At 65.2% G+C, this 23,299-nt stretch carries 20 protein-coding genes and 1 tRNA gene; 20 read left to right on the top strand and 1 reads right to left on the bottom strand.

From position 1 onward, the window contains the following. The first annotated feature begins 8 nt into the window (after positions 1 to 8). The 20 genes from mraY to C0V78_RS05435 all read left to right on the top strand — a co-directional run bounded on the left by mraY (position 9) and on the right by C0V78_RS05435 (position 21,982). Positions 9 to 1,076 (top strand): phospho-N-acetylmuramoyl-pentapeptide-transferase, encoded by a 1,068-nt coding sequence (gene mraY / locus C0V78_RS05530; protein WP_101796802.1) that lies wholly within the window; start codon positions 9 to 11, stop codon positions 1,074 to 1,076. Then, complete coding sequence (murD, locus tag C0V78_RS05525) at positions 1,073 to 2,410, top strand: UDP-N-acetylmuramoyl-L-alanine--D-glutamate ligase (RefSeq protein WP_101796801.1); 1,338 nt, start codon at positions 1,073 to 1,075, stop codon at positions 2,408 to 2,410. Before mraY ends, murD begins: the two co-directional genes overlap by 4 nt. Beyond that, positions 2,410 to 3,627, top strand: coding sequence for a putative peptidoglycan glycosyltransferase FtsW (locus C0V78_RS05520; RefSeq protein ID WP_101796800.1), 1,218 nt, complete (start codon positions 2,410 to 2,412; stop codon positions 3,625 to 3,627). Before murD ends, C0V78_RS05520 begins: the two co-directional genes overlap by 1 nt. Then, a complete protein-coding gene (murG, locus tag C0V78_RS05515) occupies positions 3,624 to 4,808 on the top strand; it encodes an undecaprenyldiphospho-muramoylpentapeptide beta-N-acetylglucosaminyltransferase (RefSeq protein ID WP_101796799.1) in 1,185 nt (394 codons plus the stop codon). Before C0V78_RS05520 ends, murG begins: the two co-directional genes overlap by 4 nt. Next, complete coding sequence (gene murC / locus C0V78_RS05510) at positions 4,805 to 6,214, top strand: UDP-N-acetylmuramate--L-alanine ligase (protein WP_101796798.1); 1,410 nt, start codon at positions 4,805 to 4,807, stop codon at positions 6,212 to 6,214. The genes murG and murC overlap by 4 nt, the downstream gene beginning before the upstream one ends. Then, the gene (murB, locus tag C0V78_RS05505) at positions 6,211 to 7,137 is read left to right on the top strand and encodes a UDP-N-acetylmuramate dehydrogenase (RefSeq protein ID WP_101796797.1); all 927 of its coding nucleotides are present in this window, start codon (positions 6,211 to 6,213) and stop codon (positions 7,135 to 7,137) included. Before murC ends, murB begins: the two co-directional genes overlap by 4 nt. Continuing rightward, positions 7,134 to 8,084 (top strand): D-alanine--D-alanine ligase, encoded by a 951-nt coding sequence (locus C0V78_RS05500; protein ID WP_101796796.1) that lies wholly within the window; start codon positions 7,134 to 7,136, stop codon positions 8,082 to 8,084. Before murB ends, C0V78_RS05500 begins: the two co-directional genes overlap by 4 nt. After that, positions 8,081 to 9,151 (top strand): cell division protein FtsQ/DivIB, encoded by a 1,071-nt coding sequence (locus tag C0V78_RS05495; RefSeq protein ID WP_101796795.1) that lies wholly within the window; start codon positions 8,081 to 8,083, stop codon positions 9,149 to 9,151. The genes C0V78_RS05500 and C0V78_RS05495 overlap by 4 nt, the downstream gene beginning before the upstream one ends. After that, complete coding sequence (ftsA, locus tag C0V78_RS05490) at positions 9,151 to 10,431, top strand: cell division protein FtsA (RefSeq protein WP_101796794.1); 1,281 nt, start codon at positions 9,151 to 9,153, stop codon at positions 10,429 to 10,431. The genes C0V78_RS05495 and ftsA overlap by 1 nt, the downstream gene beginning before the upstream one ends. Positions 10,432 to 10,554: 123 nt before the next feature. After that, the gene (ftsZ, locus tag C0V78_RS05485) at positions 10,555 to 12,144 is read left to right on the top strand and encodes a cell division protein FtsZ (RefSeq protein WP_101798213.1); all 1,590 of its coding nucleotides are present in this window, start codon (positions 10,555 to 10,557) and stop codon (positions 12,142 to 12,144) included. 115 nt (positions 12,145 to 12,259) lie between these two features. Next, positions 12,260 to 13,924 carry an SPOR domain-containing protein gene (locus C0V78_RS05480; protein ID WP_158241473.1) on the top strand — a complete coding sequence of 555 codons (1,665 nt, stop codon included), beginning with the start codon at positions 12,260 to 12,262 and terminating at the stop codon, positions 13,922 to 13,924. A gap of 139 nt (positions 13,925 to 14,063) precedes the next feature. After that, positions 14,064 to 14,549 carry a YbjN domain-containing protein gene (locus C0V78_RS05475; RefSeq protein ID WP_101796792.1) on the top strand — a complete coding sequence of 162 codons (486 nt, stop codon included), beginning with the start codon at positions 14,064 to 14,066 and terminating at the stop codon, positions 14,547 to 14,549. A 45-nt stretch (positions 14,550 to 14,594) separates the two neighbouring features. Next, positions 14,595 to 15,389 (top strand): pyrroline-5-carboxylate reductase, encoded by a 795-nt coding sequence (gene proC / locus C0V78_RS05470; RefSeq protein WP_101796791.1) that lies wholly within the window; start codon positions 14,595 to 14,597, stop codon positions 15,387 to 15,389. 106 nt (positions 15,390 to 15,495) lie between these two features. Beyond that, complete coding sequence (locus C0V78_RS05465) at positions 15,496 to 16,242, top strand: Bax inhibitor-1/YccA family protein (RefSeq protein ID WP_101796790.1); 747 nt, start codon at positions 15,496 to 15,498, stop codon at positions 16,240 to 16,242. A 133-nt stretch (positions 16,243 to 16,375) separates the two neighbouring features. Continuing rightward, on the top strand, positions 16,376 to 17,095 hold the full coding sequence (locus C0V78_RS05460) for a hypothetical protein (protein WP_144039841.1): 720 nt from the start codon (positions 16,376 to 16,378) through the stop codon (positions 17,093 to 17,095). 110 nt (positions 17,096 to 17,205) lie between these two features. Next, positions 17,206 to 17,281, top strand: a tRNA-Ala gene (locus tag C0V78_RS05455). A 179-nt stretch (positions 17,282 to 17,460) separates the two neighbouring features. After that, complete coding sequence (gene obgE, locus C0V78_RS05450) at positions 17,461 to 18,516, top strand: GTPase ObgE (RefSeq protein ID WP_101796788.1); 1,056 nt, start codon at positions 17,461 to 17,463, stop codon at positions 18,514 to 18,516. Positions 18,517 to 18,554: 38 nt separating this feature from the next. Continuing rightward, a complete protein-coding gene (gene proB / locus C0V78_RS05445) occupies positions 18,555 to 19,685 on the top strand; it encodes a glutamate 5-kinase (protein ID WP_101796787.1) in 1,131 nt (376 codons plus the stop codon). After that, on the top strand, positions 19,682 to 20,590 hold the full coding sequence (locus C0V78_RS05440; protein ID WP_254049830.1) for an NAD(P)-dependent oxidoreductase: 909 nt from the start codon (positions 19,682 to 19,684) through the stop codon (positions 20,588 to 20,590). The genes proB and C0V78_RS05440 overlap by 4 nt, the downstream gene beginning before the upstream one ends. A 111-nt stretch (positions 20,591 to 20,701) precedes the next feature. Beyond that, a complete protein-coding gene (locus tag C0V78_RS05435; RefSeq protein ID WP_101796785.1) occupies positions 20,702 to 21,982 on the top strand; it encodes an amidohydrolase family protein in 1,281 nt (426 codons plus the stop codon). 42 nt (positions 21,983 to 22,024) lie between these two features. On the opposite strand, the gene C0V78_RS05430 is transcribed toward C0V78_RS05435, so the two are convergent. After that, positions 22,025 to 23,296, bottom strand: coding sequence for an O-acetylhomoserine aminocarboxypropyltransferase/cysteine synthase family protein (locus C0V78_RS05430; protein WP_101796784.1), 1,272 nt, complete (start codon positions 23,294 to 23,296; stop codon positions 22,025 to 22,027). Between the last annotated feature and the right edge of the window lie 3 nt (positions 23,297 to 23,299).

Raw genomic sequence — 23,299 nt, 5'->3', positions numbered from 1 at the left:
GCCGCGGAATGCTGTACCTCATCGCCGAATGGCTGCATTTCCCGGGTATCGCGAACCTGATCCGCTACCAGTCATTCCGCGCGGGCGCCGCACTGATGACGGCGCTGGTTATCGGCCTGATCATCGGTCCGCGGTTCATCAACATGCTGCGCGTGCGCCAGGGCAAGGGCCAGCCGATCCGCACGGACGGTCCGCAGACGCACCTTGCCAAGCGCGGCACGCCCACGATGGGCGGGCTGATGATCCTGATTTCCCTCGTGATTTCCATGATCCTGTGGATGGACCTGTCCAACCCGTTCCTCTGGGCCTGCATGGCCGTGACGATCGGTTTCGGCGCCATCGGCTTCATGGACGATTACGACAAGGTGAAGAAGCGCTCCACCGCCGGGCTTTCCAGCAAGCTGCGACTGGCGCTGGAATTCCTTGTCGCGGGTATCGCGGCCTGGATCATCGTCAGCCAGATCAGCACGAACCTCTACGTGCCCTTTACCGATCGCTACATCCCTCTGGGACCGCTCTATTATGTCTTTGCCGCCGTGGTCATGGTCGGCGCGGGCAATGCCGTGAACCTGACCGACGGGCTTGATGGCCTGGCGACGATGCCGGTGATCATTGCCGCCGGTACCTTCGCGATCATCGCCTACCTCGCCGGTCGTATCGACTATGCAACCTACCTCGGCATTCCGCACGTGCCGCGCGCTGGTGAACTGGCGATCCTGTGCGCCGGGATCATGGGGGCGGGCCTTGCCTTCCTGTGGTTCAACGCGCCGCCCGCCGCCGTATTCATGGGCGATACTGGCAGCCTTGCCCTGGGTGGGGCGCTGGGTGCCATCGCCGTCGCCGCACATCATGAGGTCGTTCTCGCCATCGTCGGCGGCCTCTTCGTGATGGAGGCGCTGTCGGTGATTATCCAGGTGTTCTGGTTCAAGCGCACCGGCAGGCGCGTGTTCAAGATGGCGCCCATCCATCACCACTTCGAGCAGAAGGGCTGGAAAGAGGAGACCGTGGTGATCCGCTTCTGGATCGTCTCGATCATCCTTGCGCTGATCGGTCTTTCGACGCTGAAGCTCAGATGATCGTCAGCTCCGCCTTCGCCGGAAAGCGTTATGCCGTCCTCGGGCTGGCCCGCTCGGGGATGGCGGTCGTGCGCACCCTGGTGAAAAGCGGGGCGCATGTCATGGCTTGGGACAGCCGCGACGAGCCGCGCCAGGCTGTCGCTGTCGAATTCGGCGACAAGGTGGAACTGAGCGATCCGGTGGGGGCCGACCTTGCCGGGTTCGATGGTGTCGTGGTTTCGCCCGGCGTACCGCTCAACTCCCATCCCATAGCCAGCGAGGCTGCGGCCGTCGGCGTGCCGGTGATTGGCGACATCGAACTGTTCGCGCTGGCCCGGCCAGACCTGTCCGCGCACCGTGTGGTCGGGATCACCGGCACGAACGGCAAGTCGACCACCACGGCGCTGGTGCACCACCTGCTCAAAAGCGCTGCCCTGCCGGTGCGCATGGGCGGCAACATCGGCCTGCCCATCCTGGGGCAGGAGCCGCTGCCGGCGGGCGGGGTCTATGTCCTCGAACTGTCGAGCTACCAGATCGACCTGACCCGCAGCTTGGCCTGCGAAGTCACGGCGCTGCTCAACATCACGCCCGATCATCTTGACCGTTATGACGGGTTCGAAGGCTATGCCGCGTCGAAGGCGCGCCTGCCGCAGATGCAGCGGGCGGACCAGCATGCCGTTTTCGGCACCGGCGATGCGGAAACCCTGGCCATCGCCACGCATGAGCAGGCCCGCCGCGTACCCGGGCTGGTGCACTATGCCGATGGTTCGCGGATCGCGCCGATGCAGCCGGATTGGCCGACTCTGCAAGGACCGCACAACTTGCAGAATGCCGCGGTTGCGGTGGAGATAGTCGAGGCGCTCGGCATCACCGAGGCGCAGTGGCGCCCGGCGATGGCGACGTTCAAGGGACTGCCGCACCGCATGGAGCGCGTGGCCGAAGCGGGCGGCGTACTGTACATCAACGACAGCAAGGCGACGAACCCGGCGAGCACGGCCCCGGCGCTCGCCGCCTTTCCGCCCAAGCCGGACCGTCGCATTCACTGGATCCTGGGCGGCCTGCCCAAGGGCGATGACCTTGACGAGTGCGCGCCGTGGTTCGCCAATGTCGCGGCTGCCTATACGATCGGCGAGGCCGGACCCAGGTTCGCCGACCTGCTCGAACCCTATATGCCGGTCCGCCGCAGCGAGATGATGTGCGAGGCGATCCGTCAGGCGATGGAAGCGGCAAAGCCCGGCGATGTCGTGCTCCTGTCTCCGGCCTGCGCCAGCTTCGACCAGTTCCGCGACTATGAAGCGCGCGGCGATGCCTTCCGCCAGATCGTCGATGCCCTGCTGGAAGGGGCGACCTGCTGATGGCCAGCAACCCGCCCTTCGTGCCCCGCTCGGGCCTTGCGTCTGCCGGGCAGCGCCGCCGCAGCAAGTGGCAGGAAGTGGCCATCTGGTGGCGCGAGATCGATCGCGTCACGCTGGTGCTGGTCTTGGCGCTGATGGCGCTGGGTGCGGCGGCAGTGGCGGCGGCATCGCCTGCCAGCGCGCGCAAGCTTTCCACCGCGCAGGTCAAGCTGGAAGACCTGCACTTCTTCTGGCTGCAACTGCGCGTGCAGTTCGCCGGCATCCTCGTGATGCTGGGCGCCTCGTTCATGTCCAAGGAATGGGCGCGGCGCGTTGGCATCGTGCTGGGGGCGGCCATGCTCGTCGGCCTGGTGCTGGTGCTGGTCCCGGGTATCGGCCATTCGGTAAAGGGCGCCCGGCGCTGGGTGAACCTGGGTGTCGGGTCGCTTCAGCCCTCGGAATTCCTCAAGCCCGCCTATGCCATCCTGATGGCCTGGATTCTCAGCTGGAAGCTGCGCGATCCGCAGATTCCGGTGATTCCGATCACTGCCGGCCTGATGCTGCTGGTGTCTGCCCTGCTGATGGCCGAGCCGGACTTTGGCTCCACCGTGCTGTTCGTCGGCGTGTGGTTCGTGCTTGTCACGCTTTCGGGCATGGACATGAAGAAGATCTCGGTCCTGATCGGGGCCGGCGTGGCCGGCATTGTCGCTACCTATTTCCTCTACGACAATGCCCGCCACCGCATCGACAACTTCCTTGGCGGCGGCACGGCCTATGACCAGGTGGACCTGGCGCACAAGACGCTGACCGCCGGTGGCTGGACGGGCAACGGCCTGTGGCTGGGCATGCGCAAGCTTTCGCTGCCGGAAGCGCACACCGACTACATCTTCTCGGTCATCGGCGAGGAATTCGGCCTGCTGTTCTGCCTGCTGATCGTCATCCTTTACCTTACGCTGGTGGTGCGGGTGCTGCTGCGCCTGATCGACGAGGAAGACCTGTTCACGCTGCTCGCAGGGGCGGGCCTTGCCGTGCAGATCGGCGGACAGGCCTTCATCAACGTGCTGGTGAACCTGGGCCTGTTCCCGTCCAAGGGCATGACCCTGCCGCTGATTTCCTATGGTGGTTCATCCACGCTGGCGCTGTGCTTCGGCATCGGGCTGATGCTGGCGATTACCCGCCGCAATCCCTTCCTGCGCCGGGAACCCTTCAACCTCTTTCGCTCGGAGACCCATAAATGACCGCCGTGAGCCGCCATTTCGTGCTGGCCGCCGGGGGCACGGGCGGGCACCTGATCCCCGCATTTGTCCTCGCCGAAGAGCTTGAACGGCGCGGCCATCACGTCGCGCTGATCACGGACGATCGCGGCGCGCAGATCCCCGGCAAGCCTGCGGGCCTTACTGCCCACGTCCTGCCGGCCGGTCGCCTCCAGGGCAAGAACCCGCTCAGCTGGATCAAGGGCATCCGGGCGATCATGGAAGGGCGGCGCATGGCGCTGCGCCTGTTCGAGAGTTTCGAGCCAAGCTGCGTGGTAGGCTTTGGCGGCTATCCCGCGCTGCCGGCGCTGCTGGCGGCAACCTCTGCCGGCATTCCCACCGTTATCCATGAACAGAATGCGGTGCTGGGCCGGGTCAATCGCTACCTTGCGGGCAAGGTGAACGCGATTGCCGTCGCCTATTCGGAGATCGACCGGCTTTCGCCCAAGCATGAAGGCAAGGTGCATATCGTCGGCAATCCGGTGCGCAGCGACGTGCTGGCCCTGCGCGAGAAGCCCTATCCCGTGTTCACCGAAGACGGCCTGCTGCGGGTTCTGGTAACCGGCGGCAGCCAGGGCGCGCGGGTGCTTTCCGAAGTGGTGCCCGATGGCCTTGCCATGCTGCAACCGGCCCTGCGCATGCGCCTTCAGGTGACGCAGCAGTGCCGCCCCGAAGACATCGAGGCCGTGCGCGCGCGCTATGCCGGGCATGATATTCCTGCCGAACTCGGCACCTATTTCGAGGACATGGCCGTGCGCCTGGCAGACGCGCACCTGTTCATCGGCCGTGCCGGTGCCTCTACCGTCGCTGAGCTGACCGCGGTGGGGCGTCCGGCCATCCTTGTGCCGCTGCCAATCGCGACGGACGATCACCAGGCGGCCAACTGCCGCGATGTGGTCGCCGCCGGAGGAGCGCGGGCGATCCGGCAGGAAAAGTTCACCGCCGTGGAGCTGGCCAAGCAGATTCAGGCCATGGCGCAGCATCCCGGTACGCTCGCCAATGCCGCGCACGCTGCGTGGAATTGCGGCTATCCCAATGCGGCATCGGACCTTGCCGACCTGGTCGAAAGCTTCGGCGGGGCGCCGCTGATGGACGTGATCCGCGTGGGCGGTGGAACAAGGGCAATGAACGGCAAGGAAGCACTGGCCATGGAGACGCCGGAATGAAGGGCGTCGGCACCGATATCGGAACCATCCACTTCGTCGGCATCGGCGGCATCGGCATGTCCGGCATTGCCGAGGTGATGAACAACCTGGGCTATACTGTGCAGGGCAGCGACATTGCCGAAGGCTATGTCGTCGAAGGCCTGCGCAAGCGCGGGATCAAGGTGTTCATCGGCCACGCCGCAGAGAACGCTGCCGATGCCGCTGTCGTGGTTACTTCCACCGCGGTGAAGCGCGACAATCCCGAGGTTGTTCACGCGCTGGAGCATCGCATTCCGGTGGTCCGCCGTGCGGAAATGCTGGCCGAGCTGATGCGGCTGAAGAACACCGTCGCCGTGGCCGGTACGCATGGCAAGACGACCACCACTTCGATGATCGCCGCGCTGCTCGATGCGGGCGGGGTCGATCCCACGGTGATCAACGGCGGCATCATCAACAGCTACGGCTCCAACGCGCGGCTTGGCGCCAGCGACTGGATGGTGGTGGAGGCTGACGAGAGTGACGGATCGTTCCTGCGGCTCGATGGCACCATTGCCGTCGTCACCAACATCGATCCCGAACACCTCGATCATTACGGTTCGTTCGACAAGGTGAAGGACGCTTTCGTCGAATTCATCGAGAACGTGCCCTTCTATGGCGCGGCGGTGCTGTGCATCGATCACCCCGAAGTCCAGGCGGTGATCCCCAAGGTGCGCGACCGGCGCGTGGTCACCTATGGCTTTTCCGCCCAGGCCGACGTGCGGGGCGAGGATGTGACGCCGGTTCCGGGCGGCAACCGCTTTACCGCCGTGCTGCGCCAGCGCGACGGTTCGTTCCGGCGGATCGAGGGCATCGAACTGCCCATGCCGGGCCGGCACAACGTGCAGAATGCGCTTGCCGCCGTTGCCGTGGCGGTCGAAATGGGCTGCGCCGACAGCGTGATCCAGACCGGGTTCGCCAAGTTCGGCGGCGTCAAGCGTCGCTTTACCAAGGTGGGCGAGGTCGATGGCGTGACCGTGATCGACGATTACGGCCATCACCCGGTGGAAATCCGCGCCGTTCTGGCCGCTGCGCGCGAAGGCGTGAAGGGCCGTGTCATCGCCGTGGTGCAACCCCACCGCTTCACGCGCCTGCGCGATCACATGGATGATTTCCAGTCCGCCTTCAACGATGCCGACATGGTCTATGCCGCGCCGGTCTATCCCGCAGGGGAACAGCCCATCGAAGGCGTGGACAGCGCCGCGATGGTCGCCGGCATGAAGGAGCGCGGGCATCGCTCCGCGCAGGTGATCGAAGGCCCGGAAGCGCTTGCCGCCGCGCTCGCCGATGTCGCGCAGCCGGGTGACATGGTTGTCTGTCTTGGCGCGGGTGACATTACCAAGTGGGCAGCCGGACTGGCCGATGCCATTGCCAGGCGGAGGGCCGGGTGACGACTGGAACCCTCCCCAAGGCTTCCGGAAAACTCACGGCCAATGCGCCGCTGGCTCCGCTCGTCTGGTTCAAGTCGGGCGGAAATGCCGAGTGGCTGTTCGAGCCGAAGGACCTCGCCGATCTGCAGGACTTCCTGCGCGGCCTCGATCCGGCAGCGCCGGTGATGGCGCTGGGCCTCGGCTCCAACATGATCGTTCGCGATGGCGGCGTGCCGGGCGTGGTGGTGCGCCTGGGCAAGGCCTTTGCCAGGGTGGAGAAGGTGGCTGACCTGACGCTGAACTGCGGCGGCGGTGCCAGCGGTATCCTCGTCTCCTCGACCGCGCGCGACAACGCTATCGCCGGGCTTGAATTTTTGCGTTCGATCCCCGGCACGGTCGGCGGCTTCGTTCGCATGAACGGCGGCGCCTATGGCGGCGAGGTGAAGGATATCCTCGTCGATTGCGACGTGGTGCTGCGCGATGGATCGCTCGTCACGCTGCCGGTGGCGGACCTGCATTACACCTACCGCCATTCCGAGCTGCCCGATGGCGCCATCGTGGTCGCCGCGCGGTTCAAGGGACGGCCCGGCGAGCCGCAAGCGATCCAGGCCGAGATGGACCGGATTTCCGCCAGCCGCGAGGCCAGCCAGCCGCTGCGCTCCAAGACCGGCGGTTCCACGTTCAAGAATCCGCCCGGGCAGAAGGCGTGGGAACTGGTCGACAAGGCCGGTTGCCGCGGCTTCCAGATCGGCGGGGCGCAGGTGAGCGAGAAGCACACCAACTTCCTCATCAACACCGGCGATGCCACCAGCGCCGATATCGAGGCGCTGGGCGAGGAAGTGCGGGCGCGCGTCAGGGAAACGTCGGGCGTTGAGCTCGAATGGGAAATTCAGCGCGTTGGCAAGCCTGCCGCCGCGCCAAAAGAACAGGTTGGTAAGAAGTGACTTTGCCCAAGCTTCATGTCGCGGTCCTGATGGGCGGCTGGTCTTCCGAACGGCCGGTAAGCCTGATGTCGGGCGAGGGCGTTGCCAAGGCGCTGGAATCGCGCGGGCACAAGGTCACCCGGATCGACATGGACCGCGATGTCGCGCTGCGCCTGACCGAGGCGAAGCCGGATGTCGTGTTCAACGCGCTGCATGGCACGCCGGGAGAGGATGGCACGGTTCAGGGCATGATGGACCTGATGGGGCTGACCTATACCCATTCCGGCCTCGCCACCTCGGTAATCGCCATCGACAAGGAACTGACCAAGCAGGCACTGGTGCCGCACGGCATCCCCATGCCCGGTGGGCGGATTGTCGAGTGCGAGGAACTGTACGCGCGCGATCCGCTGGCGCGCCCCTATGTGCTGAAGCCGGTGAACGAGGGCTCCTCGGTCGGCGTGGCGATCGTCACTGCGGACGGGAACATGGGCAACCCGATCAACCGCGATGCACGCGGTCCGTGGCAGGAATTCGATCGCCTGCTTGCCGAACCCTTCATCCGCGGCAAGGAACTGACCACGGCAGTCATCGGCGACAAGGCGCTGATGGTCACCGAATTGAAGCCGAAGTCTGGCTTCTACGATTTCGATGCCAAGTACACCGATGGCATGACCGAACATGTCTGTCCGGCGGAGATCCCGGACGATATCGCCGAGGCCTGCAAGGACATTGCCCTGCGCGCGCACAAGCTGCTTGGCTGCAAGGGCGCCAGCCGCAGCGACTTCCGCTGGGATGACGAGCGCGGCGTCGAGGGGCTGTTCCTGCTTGAAGTGAACACGCAGCCCGGGATGACCCCGCTCAGCCTGGTGCCGGAACAGGCCAGGCATTGCGGCATGTCCTATGAAGACCTCGTCGAGGAAATCGTTGCCGAGGCCCTGCGCGACAGGCAAGCCGGGGGAGCCGCATGAGCCAGACGATCCGCCGCAAGGGAACCACCGTCCGCAAGGTCGCTGCGCAGCAATCCAAGGCCCGCACCATGCGCAATGCGCGGGCGAAGACGGGGTCTGCCTTCGATTCCTTCATGAACTGGCTGCCAGTAAGCGAGGAGGTGCTGCACAAGCTGTTCCTTTTCGGCATCTTGGCCGTGGCGGCAATTGCCGTTGTCGCCATCGCACGGATGGCGGGCGTGCCGGAACTGATCGGCCGGCAGGTGGCGATTGCGGCGGGCGATATCGGCCTTTCGGTCAACCGGGTGGAGGTTCGCGGCGTCAAGCAGCTTAACGAGCTCAAGGTCTATGAGCGGGTCGATACGGCCATGGGGCGGCCGATGCCGGAGGTCGATGTCGAGGCGATCCGTTCCGAACTCGTCCAGCTGAGCTGGATCGAAGATGCGCGCGTATCGCGCCAGTTGCCTGACCGGCTGGTGATCGACATCGTCGAACGCAAGCCGCACGCCGTATTGCGCAAGCCCGACCGGCTGATGCTGATCGATGCCTCCGGACATGAACTGGAACCAATCTCGCCCGAACGTGCGCGGGGTAAGCTCGTGGTATTCGGTCCGGGGGCGGGCAAGCAGGTCGCCGCGCTTTCCAAGCTGCTTGAGGCCGCACCGGCGCTGAAGCCGCAGGTGATCGAGGCCGAATGGGTCGGCAACCGCCGCTGGAACGTGAAGTTCAAGACTGACCAGACGCTGGCCCTGCCGGAAGGCGATCAGGAAGCCTCCAATGCCCTGATGACCTTTGCTCGCCTCGATGGCGTCAACCGGCTGCTTGGCGGCAAGGTCGCGGTCTTCGACATGCGCACGGCCGGCCGGATCTATTTCCGCGTCCCCGAGCGCGCCAGCGACGAGGAATCCGCCAAGATTGCCGCCAAGGCGGCCGAGGCGAAGAAGGAAAGCGCCTCTACTGACGAGGAGGAGAAGCCGGCCAAGGCCACCAGCGCCACGGCCAGCGCCGACAAGCCGAAGGCCACCAAGGTCGCCAGCGCGAACACTGACAAGGCAAAGCCCGCCGCCAAGAAGAAGGAGCAGCAGTGATGGCCCAGCCTCGCATTGCCCGCCTGTTCGGTGCGGTCAACATCGGTTCTTTCCGCATTTCCGCCATGATCGCCGGGATCACGGAGACGGGCGAGATGGTCGTGCTCGGCTCCGCCCACCGCGCGGCACAGGGGGTGAAGCGCGGCTATGTCACCGATATGTCGGCCGCGACCTATGCCGTGCGCGATGCGCTGGAACGGGCCGAGAAGATTGCCGGTGTGACGGTCAATTCCGTGTGGATCGGCACGTCCGGGGCAGGGCTCGCCAGCCAGACCGCACAGGTGGAGATCGAGATCGGCGGCCGGCGCATCGAGCAGGACGATATCGATCACCTGCTCGTCGCGGGGCGCGACGTGATCCAGCCCGACGGGCGCATGGTGCTGCATGCCCAGCCGGCGCACTACACGCTTGATGGCGCGCATGGCGTTGCCAACCCGAAGGGCCTGCATGCCGAACGGCTCGGAGTGGATATCCACGTCATGCTGGCCGACGGTGCGCCGGTGCGCAACATCACCGAGGCCGTGCAGAACGCGCATATCGACGTGGAAGCCGTCGTCGCATCGCCGATTGCGGCCGGTTATGCTTGCCTGTCCGCCGAAGAGCGCGATCTGGGCGTGGCGCTGGTCGAATTCGGCGCCGAAGTGACCAATGTCTCGGTCCATGCCGGCGGAATGCTGCTGGGCCTGGCCTCGATACCGATGGGTTCGGGCGATATTACCGACGGCATCGCTTCGGCCTTCGGCATCCGACGCTTCCAGGCAGAGCGCCTGAAGTGCGTCAACGGTTCGGCCATAGCCAGCCCGGCGGACCATCGCGAGATGATCCCCATCAATGCCCCGGGCGAAGAGAACGCCGGCCCGGCCGCGCGCCATGCCGATGATGCCAATCGCATCCCGCGTGCCGAACTGGTCTCGGTGATTACCCAGCAACTCGGCCGCCTGATGGAAGAGGTCAACAAGGCACTGAAAGGCCTGGGCTTTACCGGCGCCAAGGGGCAGCTCGTCGTCTTCACCGGCGGCGGCGCAGAGCTTACCGGGCTGGCAGACTTTGCCCAGGCCGCGCTTGGCAAGTCGGTTCGCGTGGCCAAGGCGCCCGAAATTCGCGGGCTTGCCGATGCCCATGCCAAGCCGGGCTTTTCGACGCTGACCGGCCTGATCCTCTATGCCGCAGCCGATCCGGTAGACATCCGGGCCATCGGCCCGTCGCACCAACAGACCCATCGTTACAGTGGTATGGGGCTTGCCGTACGTGTCTGGAGGGCGATTCGTGAGTATTTCTAGGCCGATTTCCTTAGCTATGGCCTGTGGACAACAGTAAAATGCGACTTGGGTAACCGAGTCTAAGCATGTCAATGTAACTATTGCCTGTATGCACCCTTGGCATTGGGCGAACTGGAGAGCGAAATGAGCATCAACATCGGTCCCCCGGCGGTTGAGGAACTGCGTCCTCGCATCACCGTGATCGGCGTGGGCGGCGCGGGCGGCAACGCCATCGCCAACATGATCCAGGCAGAGATCGAAGGCGTCGATTTCATCGTCGCCAACACCGATGCCCAGGCTCTCAACAATTCGATTGCCGAACAGCGCATCCAGCTTGGCCCGGACATCACCCAGGGCCTTGGCGCCGGTTCGCGTCCCGAGGTTGGCAAGGCCGCCGCGGAAGAAACCATCGCCGAGATCGAGCGTTCGCTTGATGGCGTGCACATGTGCTTCATCGCTGCCGGCATGGGCGGCGGCACGGGCACGGGTGCGGCCCCGGTCATTGCCAAGGCCGCGCGCGACAAGGGCGTGCTGACCGTTGGCGTGGTGACCAAGCCGTTCCTGTTCGAAGGCACGCGCCGCATGCGCTCGGCCGAAGCCGGTATCGAGGAACTGCAGAAGCACGTCGATACGCTGATCGTCATCCCGAACCAGAACCTGTTCCTGGTTGCCAAGGCCGAGACTACGTTCAAGGAAGCCTTCGCGCTGGCCGATGAAGTGCTGCAGCAGGGCGTGCGTTCGATCACCGACCTCATGGTCATGCCGGGCCTGATCAACCTCGACTTTGCCGACGTCCGCTCGGTCATGGGCGAAATGGGCAAGGCGATGATGGGTACCGGCGAGGGCCAGGGCGAAAATCGCGCCCTCGAAGCCGCCGAACGCGCCATTTCGAACCCGCTGCTCGATGGCGTTTCGATGCAGGGTGCCAAGGGCGTCATCATCTCGATCATCGGCGGCGACGACATGAAGCTGCTGGAAGTCGACGAAGCCGCCAACCATATCCGCGAACTCGTCGATCCCAATGCCAACATCATCTGGGGTTCGGCCTTCAATCCCGACCTTCAGGGCAAGATCCGCGTATCGGTTGTCGCCACCGGCATCGAGCAGACTGCGGAAATGGCCCAGCAGGCGCAACGCCCTGTCAGCTTCGGCGGCGGGCGTGGTCCGGTCCTCCCGACGGCCGAACAGGCTGAGCCGCTGTTCAACCGTGCAGAGCCTGCCGCTGCCGTGCCGCAGGCTTACGAGCCCGCGCCCGAGCCGGAAGCCGAGCAGGAAGAACCGCTGGTGCTCGAAGCCCCGGTGTTCGAGGACGAGCCGGTCGAGCTGGAACTCAGCGATTTCGAGGAAGCGGAAGAGGCCCAGGCCCCGACTGCCGCTACGGACAGCAACGAACCCGAAATCTGGGGCAATGCCCAGCCGGAGGCATCGCCGAGCGCCCCCGCCGGTGCCGGGAACGACGACCTGCTGCAGGCCGCCAGCCGCCTGGCCGAGGAAGACGAACCCGTATCGCCGCTTGTTACCCGCAAGCGGCCGCTGGTCTCGTCCAGCTCGACCGAGAGCGGTGAGGAGCGCACGCCGCGCCTGCCGGGTGCCGGCAGCACGCTGTTCGAACGCATGGCCAATCTCTCGCGCGGCGGGCAGTCGGCCGATGAGGACGATGATCAGGACGAAGGCGGCAACGATGCCCCGTCGATCTCGATTCCGCGTTTCCTCGGTCGCCAGAACAACCAGTAATCGCCAAACAATGAATAACGGGCCGGTGCGACAAGCGCCGGCCCGTTTCGTTCGTGCGCCGTTCAGCCTTGATACGGCATTGTCGCCGGATCGAGACTGTGCCACGGGCTGGTCCATGGGTGGATTGAAGGTGCGGCAATCGGTGGGCTCCAAACGCAGTCTGACGCTGGCTTTGGCAGTGGCGCTCGCGGCTACGCCTCCCGCCGTTGCGCAGCAGGTCCAGTCGGCGCAGAAGTCCCAGGCCGTGGTCCAGGCGCTTCCGGGACCTGAGCAGCAGGCGCTCAACGCCGCACTCGCCCGGCTGGGGCGTAACCCGAAAGACGTCAACGCCCTGATCGATGCGGGCAATGCTGCGCTTGCACTGGGCGATGTCGATGCCGCAGTCGGCTTTTTCGCCAATGCCGACCAGATCCAGCCCAACAGCCCGCGCGTTCGCGCTGGCCTTGCCGCCGCGCTGGTGCAGAACGGCAACCCTTTCGACGCCATCCCCCTGTTCACCGAAGCGGAGACTGCGGGCGGCATGGATCCGCGGCTGAACGCGGACCGCGGGCTGGCTTATGACCTGGTCGGCGATAACGCCTCGGCCCAGAAGTATTACCGCCTTGCCCTTGCCGCCGGGCCGAGCGACGAGGTTGCCCGCCGCCTTGCGCTGAGCCAGGCGATTTCCGGCAACCGCGAGGCGATGGAGGCAACGCTGCTGCCCTTGCTGCAAAAGCAGGACAAGCCGGCCTATCGCACCCGCGCCTTTGCCCTGGCCGCGCTGGGCAAGACGGACGAAGCGGTTACGATCGCCTACCAGTCGATGCCGCAGGACCTTGCCGCCGGGATCGCGCCCTATCTGCGCTACATGCCCCGGTTGACCCGCGCGCAGCAGGCCTCTGCGGCCACCTTCGGGCATTTCCCGCGCGCATCGGAGATCGGGCGCGATGATCCGCGGGTGGAGCGCTACGCTCCGCCGGTCCATGTCGCCACTGCCGAAAGCAAGCTGGTTCCCAAGGGAGAGCCGCTGGGCAAGGTGGCCAAGGCTGGCTCGGACAAGGCCAGGGACAAGGCCAGGGACAAGGCCAGGGACAAACCCTCCAAGGAGACCGTGCGCGTTGCCGTTGCCACGCCGCAACCGGCCCCGGCTGCTCCGCGCGCGGCCCCGCCCGCCTTCCAGCCAGCGCGGGAGCAGAGCGTTACGCCGTCGCTGGTCAAGCCGCCGGTGGTCGAGGTTGCGGCAGAGCCGGCAAAGACGGTGCAGGTGGCCGCAGTGGTTCCGGCGCAGCAGAAGCCGCTGGTTCAGCCCGCCGTGCAGACGATCGTCGCGCCAGCGAATCCCGCCCCTGCGGCCGCGCCGGTCGTTGCGGCGGCGACTCCGGTGGTTGAGGCACCCAAGCCGCGCGACTTCGACGACGTGTTCGGCGATCTCGGCGCACCGACGGCTGTTGCAGCGCCGGCCTCCGGCGCGGTGGACGTTCGCAAGATTGCCGCGGCCCGGCCTAAGGTGGAAACCAAGCCCGCGCATCCCAGCCGGATCTGGATCCAGGTGGGCACCGGACGCGGCAAGGCTGCGCTTCAGGGCGACTGGAAGGGACTGGTCAAGGACGTGCCGGAATTGCTGCGCAACCGCAGCGCCGCAATGACCGACTGGGGCAAGACCAACCGCCTGCTGACCGGTCCCTTCGAGAGCGAGGCCGCGGCGAAGGCGCTGCTCGCCAAGCTGAAGAAGCAGAAGGTCGATGCCTTTATCTGGACGAGTCCTGCGGGGCAGGTCGTCGACCCGTTAACCGGGAAGTAGGGCTTTTCCACATGGTGTGAACAGGCTTGTCGAGTTTTGCGCAGGCCTTCTTCCCGCCCGGATTGTCCTTGTCGGTCAGCCGACGCATCCACCCGCTCATGAACGGGAAGTACATAGCGTGAGAGCCGGGCACACCCCCATGGACCGTGAAGAAGACGCTGCACCCGTCGACATGATCGCTTCGCTTTGCGAGGCGCGTGGCTGGTTCTACGAATTCGTCGGCGAAGACGAACTGACTGCGGAAGTGCAGGGAAGCTGGGCGAAGTACCAGGTCCGGGCGATCTGGCGCAGCGAGGATCATGTCCTGCAGCTGCTCTGCCTGCCCGATATCCGCATTCCCGATGACAAGCGCGTGCCGATGTTCGAGGTGCTGACGCTGGTCAACGAGCAGATGTGGCTGGGCCACTTCGATGTCTGGTCGAACGGTATGGTCCTGCTTTATCGCCACGCCATGATGCTGGGCGATGATGGCCTGCTCAGCCTGTCGCAGGCGCAGACCGCCATCGAGGCGGCGATCGAGGAGTGCGACCGGTTCTATCCGGCGTTCCAGTTCATCCTGTGGGGCGACAAGAGCCCCGCAGAAGCGCTTGCCAGCGCGCTTGTCGATGCGGCGGGAGAGGCCTAGGGCCGATCCGCCCGCACCGTCAGCGGGAAGGATGGAGTTCCCGACGTGCGAATCCTGATCATCGGTTGCGGCAACATGGGCGGCGCCATGCTGGCCGGCTGGCTGGCGGGTGGCATTGCGCCCGGGCAGGTGACCATCGTCGATCCCTTCAAGGCCGATGCGCCCGAAGGGGTCACCCTGTTGCGCGAAGTGCCGGCGCAGGGAACCTTCGACGTGCTGCTGCTGGGCATCAAGCCGCAGCAACTGGCCGAGGCTGCACCCGCGATGGCACCCCTTGCCGGGGAAGGCACGACGCTGCTTTCGGTTCTGGCCGGGGTCGATCTGGCTACGCTTCGCCGGGCATTTCCCGCAGCCAGGGGTATCGTGCGGGTCATGCCGAACCTTGCAGCGGCGCTGGGCAAATCGCCCATCGCGCTATCCGGCGCTGTGGCAGAAGAGGCAAGGGCGCAGGTCGATGCCTTGATGGCGCCGCTTGGCCGGTCAGAATGGATTGCCGATGAAGCGCTGATGGACCTGATGACGGCGCTGGTCGGCTCCGGGCCAGCCTTTGTCTATCGCGTGATCGATGCCCTTGCGGAGGGAGCTGCGGCGCTCGGGCTTGAGCGGGAGCAGGCGGATCGCCTTGCGCTCGCCATGGTCGAAGGCGCCGCATCGCTCGCAGCGGCCTCGCCCGACAGTCCCGGCGAATTGGCACGCAAGGTGTCCAGCCCCGGCGGCACCACCGTCGCCGGACTTTCCGCTCTGGACGAGGGGCAGGCGCTTTCCCGCCTGATGGAAGAAACGCTGCGCCGGGCGCGCGATCGCGGTGCCGAACTGGCCGACGAAGCGCGGCGGCGCTGAAGGCGCGTAATCGCTCGCTTCGTCCGGTTTTACTTGAATCTCGTTCGCAATATCCCGATATTGCGGGCACCGGCTTGTCGTTGCTCGGCGCCGGAAGGAGTGAAAAATGGCCAATTGGAACGACCAGAGGCCCGACCTTTCGGGCATGGGCGCGTCTTCCTTCAACGGCCAGGCAACGGGTCAGGGCGCCTTCGTCTATGACCAGGGCCTGCGTCGTCATATGCTTTCCATCTACAACTACATGGCCAGCGGGGTGCTGCTTTCGGGCATCATCGCCCTGCTGTTCGCCCGCTCGGGCATGGCTGCAGCCGTCATGGCAACGCCGCTCAAGTGGCTGATCATGCTGGCCCCGCTCGGGTTCGTCTTCGGCATGAGCCTGGGTGCCCACCGCATGCGCACCAGCACGCTCCAGGGGCTGTTCTGGGGCTTCTGCGTGATCATGGGTCTTTCGCTTTCGACGATCTTCCTGGTCTTCACCGGTGCGTCGATCGCCACGACTTTCTTCGCGACGGCAGGTGCCTTCGCGGGTCTGAGCCTGGTGGGTTACACCACCAAGAAGGACCTGTCGGGCATGGGTTCGTTCATGATCATGGGCCTGTTCGGCATCATCATCGCCAGCCTGGTGAACCTGTTCCTGCAGTCGAGCGGACTCAACCTGGTGATCTCGGTCCTGGGCGTGCTGATTTTCGCGGGCCTGACCGCCTACGATACGCAGCGCCTGAAGCAGGAATACTACATGCTGGCCGGCAGCGAATTTGCCGGCAAGGCCGTGGTACTGGGCGCGCTGACGCTCTACCTCGACTTCATCAACATGTTCCAGTTCCTGCTGAGCTTCCTTGGCAACCGCGAATAAGCTTCGGTTCAGGAAGGTTATGTTTGAACGTGCCCGGTGCGCATATTGTCGCACCGGGCATTTTCTTTGCCCGCATTTTTCGGTAGGGCTGCAGAGCGGCCTGGGGGTAGGCCCGGGCGGGCGAGGGTAAGATATGATCAGGTTCACTTTGAAGTCCTGCGTGCAGGTTCTCGCCGCAGCCAGCATCATGATCGCGGGCGCGGCTGAGGCGAAGAAGAAGAAGCCGGTTCCGCCGCCACCGCCGCCGCCGCCCGCGCCGAAGTACGTTGTCGTGCCGTGGAAGCCGATCCCGCCCGAATGGGCCGCGCCGACCACCTATGTGCCGCCGCTCGGCCCCGATGGCCTGCGCGTCAGCGTGAACCGCAACATCACCCCGGCACAGACGCTGTGGAACCTGCGCTCGGGCTATAACGTCGCCGCGCTCAATTGCCGCGATCCCAAGCACGCCGAGATCGTGGTCAATTATCGCGCCTTCCTGAAGGCCCATGCCAAGACGCTGCGCGCGACCAACACCAAGATCGATGCCGAATGGCGGGGCAAGTATGGCGCCGGTTTCATCAAGTCGCGCGAGAAGTACATGACCGAGGTGTACAACCACTTCGCCATGCCGCCGACGCTGCCTGCCTTCTGCGACGCGGCCCTGGCGATGAGCCGCGACGGCAAGCTGGTGAAGTCTGCCGCACTGAACGATTTCGCGGCGCGCAGCCTCCCCAGCCTTGAGATCGTGTTCGACGATTTCTTCAAGCGCTTCGATGCCTACAAGGTGGAAATGGCGGCTTGGGAAGCCAAGTGGGGCAAGGATACGGTTCCCGGCTCGACCGTGCTTGAAAGTTCGGTTCGCTTCACCAACTGAGTGCTTGCCGGGGAACCGCATTTTGCGCTTTCAACGGTCGGTCCCTTTCGCTAAGGGGACCGCTCTTGCGGGCACAGGCCGGTCCTGTCTGTCCGCACTCGCACTGGAACGGGGCCGTAGCTCAGATGGGAGAGCGCGTCGTTCGCAATGACGAGGTCAGGGGTTCGATCCCCCTCGGCTCCACCAGGCGGGTTAGTCGATAATTGCCCCACGCCGGGCAGCGAACGGCAGGCTTGCGCGTTTCCGGTGCTCGCGATCAGCAGGTCGTCCCGCTCCGGTTCCCGAACCCCACCTTTCTCAGTCCGGCCCGGGGTAATTCTCAACCAATCCGCGACTTCCGCCTCCATTCAGGCTATCCTTGATCCATGCATTTTCTCGACCAGGCCAAGATCTATGTCCGTGCCGGCTCAGGCGGCCCGGGGGCGGTTTCGTTCCGGCGCGAGAAATACGTCGAATACGGCGGCCCTGATGGCGGCAACGGCGGCAAGGGCGGAGATATCGTGTTCGAGGCAGTTGCCGGGCTGAACACGCTGATCGATTTCCGTTACACCCAGCATTTCAAGGCACCGCGCGGTGGCCACGGATCGGGCAAGAACCGCAACGGGGCGGGTGGCGAGGATCTTGTGATCAAGGTTCCCGTGGGCACGCAGGTCATCTCCGACGAGGACCGCGAGACGGTTCTGGCCGATCTGACCGAGGCTGGCCAGCGCGTCGTCCTGCTCGAAGGCGGGCTCGGCGGGCGGGGCAATGCCAGCTACAAGACCAGCACCAACCGCGCCCCGCGCCAGCACCAGCCCGGCCTTCCGGGTGAGGAACTGTGGGTCTGGCTGCGCCTGAAGCTGCTGGCCGATGCGGGCCTGGTCGGCCTGCCCAATGCCGGCAAGTCCACTTTCATCAACAAGATCACCAACACCAAGGCCAAGGTGGGCGACTATGCCTTCACCACGCTGCGCCCGCAGCTTGGCGTTGTGCGCCACCGTGGCCGCGAGTTCGTGCTGGCAGACATCCCCGGCCTGATCGCTGGTGCGGCAGACGGGGCAGGGGTGGGCGACCGCTTCCTGGGCCATATCGAGCGATGCCGTGTGCTGATTCACCTGATCGACGCCAATGGCACCGATCCGGTCGAGGCCATGCAGATCGTCGAGGAAGAGCTTGAGGCCTATGGTGCCGGGCTCGATGAAAAGCCGCGCCTCGTGGCACTCAACAAGATCGACCTGATCGACCGCGAGCTGGTCGATGCTTTCAGCAAGGAACTGCGCGAAGCCGGCGCGGACGAGGTGTTCCCGATTTCGGGCGCGACCGGTGCCGGGATCGACGCGCTGCTGGACGCGGTGATCGATTACCTGCCCGCCGCCACGGTGACCGAGCGCCCCGCCGGCGAGCGCGAAGAGGCGGATGATACGCCCTGGTCGCCCATCTGACATTTGCATCCGCCGCCAATTCCCCTAATCGGTCGGCCATGATGATCGCCTCGCTCCGCGACCTTGCCGACAAGGCCAAATGCCCGCGCCTCGTCGTGAAAGTGGGATCGGCCCTGCTGGTCGACCGCGACGGACCGCGCCGTGCCTGGATCGAGGCCCTGGTCGAGGAAATCGCCGCCGCGCGCGCTCGCGGGCAGGAAGTGATCGTGGTTTCATCGGGAGCGATTGCGCTGGGCGCGCGCACCCTGAAGCTGGAAAAGGGCGGTCGTGGCAGCCTGGCCGATGCACAGGCCGCAGCCGCTGTCGGCCAGATCGCGCTTTCCGGGCTGTGGGCAGAACTGCTGGGCAAACATGGCCTGACAGCCGCCCAGCTGCTCCTGACGCTCGAAGACCTTGAGGACCGGCGCCGCTACCTCAATGCCACCGCCACGCTGACCCGCCTGCTCGATGCAGGAGCCGTGCCGGTGGTGAACGAGAACGATTCGGTTGCCACTCAGGAAATCCGCTTTGGCGACAATGACCGGCTCGCTGCTCGCGTCGCACAGGCTTCGCGATCGAGCGCGGTTCTGCTGCTGTCCGATGTGGATGGCCTTTACGACCGCAACCCCAAGGATCCGGCGGCCCGGCTGCTGCCAGAGGTGCACGGCGTTACGGCGGAAATCCACGCCATGGCAGACAGCGGATCGGCATCGGGCCTGGGCTCGGGGGGCATGACCTCGAAATTGCAGGCCGCCGAAATCGCCGAGCGGGCGGGCATCGCGCTGGTCATCGGCAATGGTACGCATCGCTCGCCGATTGCCCGGGTGGTCGAACAGGGTGTCGGCACGCTGTTCCTGCCACGGCGCAAGGCGGCGGCCCGCAAGGCCTGGCTGGGCGGGCGGCTGAGGCTCAAGGGCACCCTCACGGTCGACGAAGGTGCGGCGAAGGCACTCCTGCGCGGGTCCAGTCTCCTCGCGGCCGGGATCGTATCGGTCGAGGGCGCGTTCCATCGCGGAGATGCAGTCGCGATCAGGGACAAGCTGGGTAACACGCTGGCGCATGGCCTCGCCGAGTACGAGGCCGGCGAATGCACGCGCCTGATCGGTCGGCACAGCCGCGAGCACGAAGCGCTGCTGGGCTACGCCCCGCGCTCGGCCATCGTCCACCGCGACCAGATGGTGGTTTTGTGACCATTGCGCTGACCGGGGCGACGGGCTTTGTCGGCCGCGCCCTGCTCGACCGCGCGCAGGACAGTGAAATCGTCGTGCGGGCCCTTGCCCGCCAGCCGCAGCGCCCGCGACCGCTGGTCGAATGGGTAATCGGCGACCTGTTCAATCCTCCCCGGCTGGACCAGTTGATGGATAGCGCGGAAACCGTGGTTCACGTTGCGGGAATGGTGAACGGTACGCCCGAGGAGTTCGAGGCGTGCAACGTGACCGGCACGCTCAATGTGATCGAGGCGGCCCGGCGCATGGGCGTGCCGCGCATCGTCTTCGTATCGTCCCTTTCTGCCCGCGAGCCGGAGCTGTCGCTCTACGGTGCGTCGAAGGCGCGGGCGGAAAAGCTCGTCATGGCCAGCGGCCTCGACTGGACGATCGTGCGCCCGCCGGCGATCTACGGCTGGCGCGACAAGGAAATGCTGGACCTGTTCAAGGCGGCAAAGTGGGGCCTTGTGCCCATGCCGCAGCGCGAAGGACGGGCGAGCTATATCCATGTCGACGATCTGGCCCGGCTGCTGCTGCGGATCGCTCCGGCGGCACCCGGGCTGAACGGCCGGATCTACGAGCCCGATGACGGGCGCGAGGCGGGGTGGGGGCACCGCGAAATCGCCCATGCCATCGGCTGGGCCGTGGGTCGCAGGCCGGCTATTGTCCACCTTTCGCCCGATTGGCTGAAGCGCGTGGCGCGCTGGGGGCAGAAGCTGACCCGCGGGAAGTTCAAGCTTACGCCGGACCGCGCCGGCTATATGGCGCATCCTGACTGGGTGGTAAGCCCGCAGGGACGCGTTCCGGCCCAGCTGTGGAAACCGGCCATCCCGACGCGCGAGGGGCTGAAGGATACCGCTCAATGGTATCGCGAGCAGGGCTGGCTCTGAAGCCCCGCCAATCCGCCGATTACCTTGCGGTTCGTCCAGCCCGGACAATTGCGCTGGCAGCGTCCTCAGACCTTGTGCACCATGCCTCTCACGAAGTCTGAGGAGGCCTGTATGAGCACGTTGATCAAGGCTGGGGCCGATGATGCCAAGCGCTATTGGCTTGACGAAGGCCGCGGCGACAAGGGTGGCTTCATCCGCGAGGTGGACTATGCCGCGAACGCGCGCGGGCTCGATCCGCTGTTCGAAGGCATCAAGATCGTCGATTGCGACACCCATTTCACCGAGCCGGCCAACCTGTGGGTCGATAATGCGCCCGTCGGGATGAAGGACAGGATGCCCCACGTCGAGCGGATCGGCGAGGCGGACAAATGGGTTTGCATGGGCCGCGATTTCGGCAGCCTGGGCGGCAATGTCATCGCCAAGGACAAGAACAAGCTGCTCGGCAAGCTGGCCTTTCAGCGTTACGAACAGATCGCGCCGGGCTCCTATGACCTGAATGAGCGCCTGAAGGACATGGATGACATGGGCATCTGGGGGCACATCTGCTTCCAGAACGGCGGTGTCACGCAGGCCGGATCGCTCGTCGCGCTGGGTGACGAGGCGGTCGCTATCGCCATTGTCCAGATTTACAACGATGCCTGCAAGGACCGCATGGACGCATCGGGCGGACGCGTGAACTGCATGGCGACACTGCCTTATTGGGACAAGGGCCTCATGAACGCCGAGATGCGCCGCGTGGCGGACCTTGGCATCAAGGGCGTTGTCCTGCCTGACCGGCCGGAACGCTTGTCAGAAGGCTATCTCGCCGAAGACGGCGGAATTTCCCCGTTCTGGGAGGAGGTGTTCGAGATCTGCCATTCGCAGGGCATACCCATCAACTACCACCTCAATTCGTCGCTCGATGCCGAAAGCGCGATGTGGAACAATCTGGGCTTTGACCAGCGCCTGCCGATTTCCGCGCTGATCCACCATATCGGCTGTGCGGCGACCATGTCGAACTTCATGGTCTCGGGCCTGCTCGACAAATATCCCGACCTCAAGATCGGCCTGATCGAGAGCGGGGCAGGATGGGTTCCCTTCTGGCTCGAGGGCATGGAGCACCAGCTTGACGAATTCCGCACCCTGGTGAACCGCAAGCTGCAGCGGCGGCCCAAGGAGTATTTCAGAAAGAACTTCTGGGTGAGCTTCTGGTTTGAGCATGTCGCGCCGACCAAGCTGATCGACGAGATCGGCGCGGATCGCCTGCTGTTCGAAACCGATTATCCGCACCCGACCTCGCTCTATCCCGGCGTGCAGGACAAGCTCGTCTCGGTGCTGGGCCACCAGCCCTTTGAGCTGCGCAAGCAGGTGCTGCAGGACAACGCCTTCGCGCTCTACAACCTGCAAGGATAAGGCTGCGGCCCGGACCGTGCTCACGGTCCGGGCCGGCGAGGTTCAGGCGGCGGCGAGTGCCTGGTCGATATCGGCGAGGATATCGTCGATGTGCTCGATACCGATCGACAGGCGGACCATGTCTTCCGACACGCCGGCAGAGGCCAGTTCCTCGGCGTTCAGTTGGCGGTGCGTGGTAGATGCCGGGTGGCAGGCGAGCGACTTGGCATCGCCGATGTTCACCAGGCGCAGGATCATCTGCAGGGCATCGATGAAGCGCGCTCCTGCATCCTTGCCCCCGGCAATCCCGAAGCTGAGGATGCCCGATGCGCGGCCGCCGGTGATCTTTTGCGCGGTGGCATGATAGGGGCTGTCCTCAAGCCCGCCATAGCGCACCCAGTTGACCTTGGGATGGCTGGAAAGATGCTGCGCGACCTTGAGTGCGTTTTCGCAGTGGCGCTCCATGCGCAGCCCCAGCGTTTCCAGGCCCTGCATGATGAGGAAGGCGCTGTGCGGCGCCAGCGACGCCCCGGTGTTGCGCAGGGGGGCAACGCGTGCGCGGCCGATATAGGCTGCCGGACCGAGCGCTTCGGTATAGACCACGCCGTGGTACGAGGGGTCGGGCTCGTTGAGGATCGGGAAGCGGTCCTTGTTGGCCACCCAGTCGAACTTGCCGGAATCGACGATGATGCCGCCGATGGTCGTGCCGTGTCCGCCGATGTACTTGGTCAGCGAATGGACAACGATGTCCGCGCCGAATTCGAACGGCCGGCACAGGTAGGGGGTCGCCACGGTGTTATCGACGATCACCGGCACGCCGCGCTTGTGCGCCACTTCGGCAATGCGCGCGATGTCGACGATGTTGCCGGCCGGATTGCCGATGGATTCGAGGAACACGGCCTTGGTCCTGCTGTCGATCGCCGCATCCAGCGCCGCGTAATCGTCGAAGCCGAACAGGCGCACTTCGATCCCCTGGCGCGGGAAGGTGTGCATGAACAGGTTGTAAGTGCCGCCATAGAGCTGCGAGACCGAGACGATGTTGTCACCGGCACCGGCAATGGTCTGGATGGCATAAGTGATCGCCGCCATGCCCGATGCGAGCGCCAGTGCGCCGATGCCGCCTTCCATCTCTGCAACGCGGGCCTCGAGAACCGCAGTGGTCGGGTTCATGATGCGGGTATAGATGTTGCCGGCAACCTTCAGGTCGAACAGGTCCGCGCCGTGCTGCGTATCGTCGAAGGTGTAGGACGTCGTCTGGTAGATCGGCACCGCGGCCGACTTGGTGGTGGCTTCGGGGGTATAGCCCGAATGCAGGGCAATCGATTCCAGCTTCATGAT

The sequence above is a fragment of the Novosphingobium sp. TH158 genome (assembly GCF_002855555.1).
Lineage (GTDB): Bacteria > Pseudomonadota > Alphaproteobacteria > Sphingomonadales > Sphingomonadaceae > Novosphingobium.
The sequence above is the reverse complement of the archived record's forward strand: the minus strand, read 5'-3'. Positions and strand labels throughout refer to the sequence as shown.

Excerpts from the sequence above, each read along its gene's own strand:
- proB (WP_101796787.1), top strand. The coding sequence starts at position 18,555 with ATGATGATCGCCTCGCTCCGCGACCTTGCCGACAAGGCCAAATGCCCG.
- ftsA (WP_101796794.1), top strand. The coding sequence starts at position 9,151 with ATGGCCCAGCCTCGCATTGCCCGCCTGTTCGGTGCGGTCAACATCGGT.
- murC (WP_101796798.1), top strand. The coding sequence starts at position 4,805 with ATGAAGGGCGTCGGCACCGATATCGGAACCATCCACTTCGTCGGCATC.
- ftsZ (WP_101798213.1), top strand. The coding sequence starts at position 10,555 with ATGAGCATCAACATCGGTCCCCCGGCGGTTGAGGAACTGCGTCCTCGC.
- C0V78_RS05520 (WP_101796800.1), top strand. The coding sequence starts at position 2,410 with ATGGCCAGCAACCCGCCCTTCGTGCCCCGCTCGGGCCTTGCGTCTGCC.
- C0V78_RS05480 (WP_158241473.1), top strand. The coding sequence starts at position 12,260 with ATGGGTGGATTGAAGGTGCGGCAATCGGTGGGCTCCAAACGCAGTCTG.
- C0V78_RS05435 (WP_101796785.1), top strand. The coding sequence starts at position 20,702 with ATGAGCACGTTGATCAAGGCTGGGGCCGATGATGCCAAGCGCTATTGG.
- C0V78_RS05465 (WP_101796790.1), top strand. The coding sequence starts at position 15,496 with ATGGCCAATTGGAACGACCAGAGGCCCGACCTTTCGGGCATGGGCGCG.
- C0V78_RS05495 (WP_101796795.1), top strand. The coding sequence starts at position 8,081 with ATGAGCCAGACGATCCGCCGCAAGGGAACCACCGTCCGCAAGGTCGCT.
- C0V78_RS05430 (WP_101796784.1), bottom strand. The coding sequence starts at position 23,296 with ATGAAGCTGGAATCGATTGCCCTGCATTCGGGCTATACCCCCGAAGCC.
- obgE (WP_101796788.1), top strand. The coding sequence starts at position 17,461 with ATGCATTTTCTCGACCAGGCCAAGATCTATGTCCGTGCCGGCTCAGGC.
- C0V78_RS05460 (WP_144039841.1), top strand. The coding sequence starts at position 16,376 with ATGATCAGGTTCACTTTGAAGTCCTGCGTGCAGGTTCTCGCCGCAGCC.
- murD (WP_101796801.1), top strand. The coding sequence starts at position 1,073 with ATGATCGTCAGCTCCGCCTTCGCCGGAAAGCGTTATGCCGTCCTCGGG.
- C0V78_RS05475 (WP_101796792.1), top strand. The coding sequence starts at position 14,064 with ATGGACCGTGAAGAAGACGCTGCACCCGTCGACATGATCGCTTCGCTT.
- mraY (WP_101796802.1), top strand. The coding sequence starts at position 9 with ATGCTGTACCTCATCGCCGAATGGCTGCATTTCCCGGGTATCGCGAAC.
- murG (WP_101796799.1), top strand. The coding sequence starts at position 3,624 with ATGACCGCCGTGAGCCGCCATTTCGTGCTGGCCGCCGGGGGCACGGGC.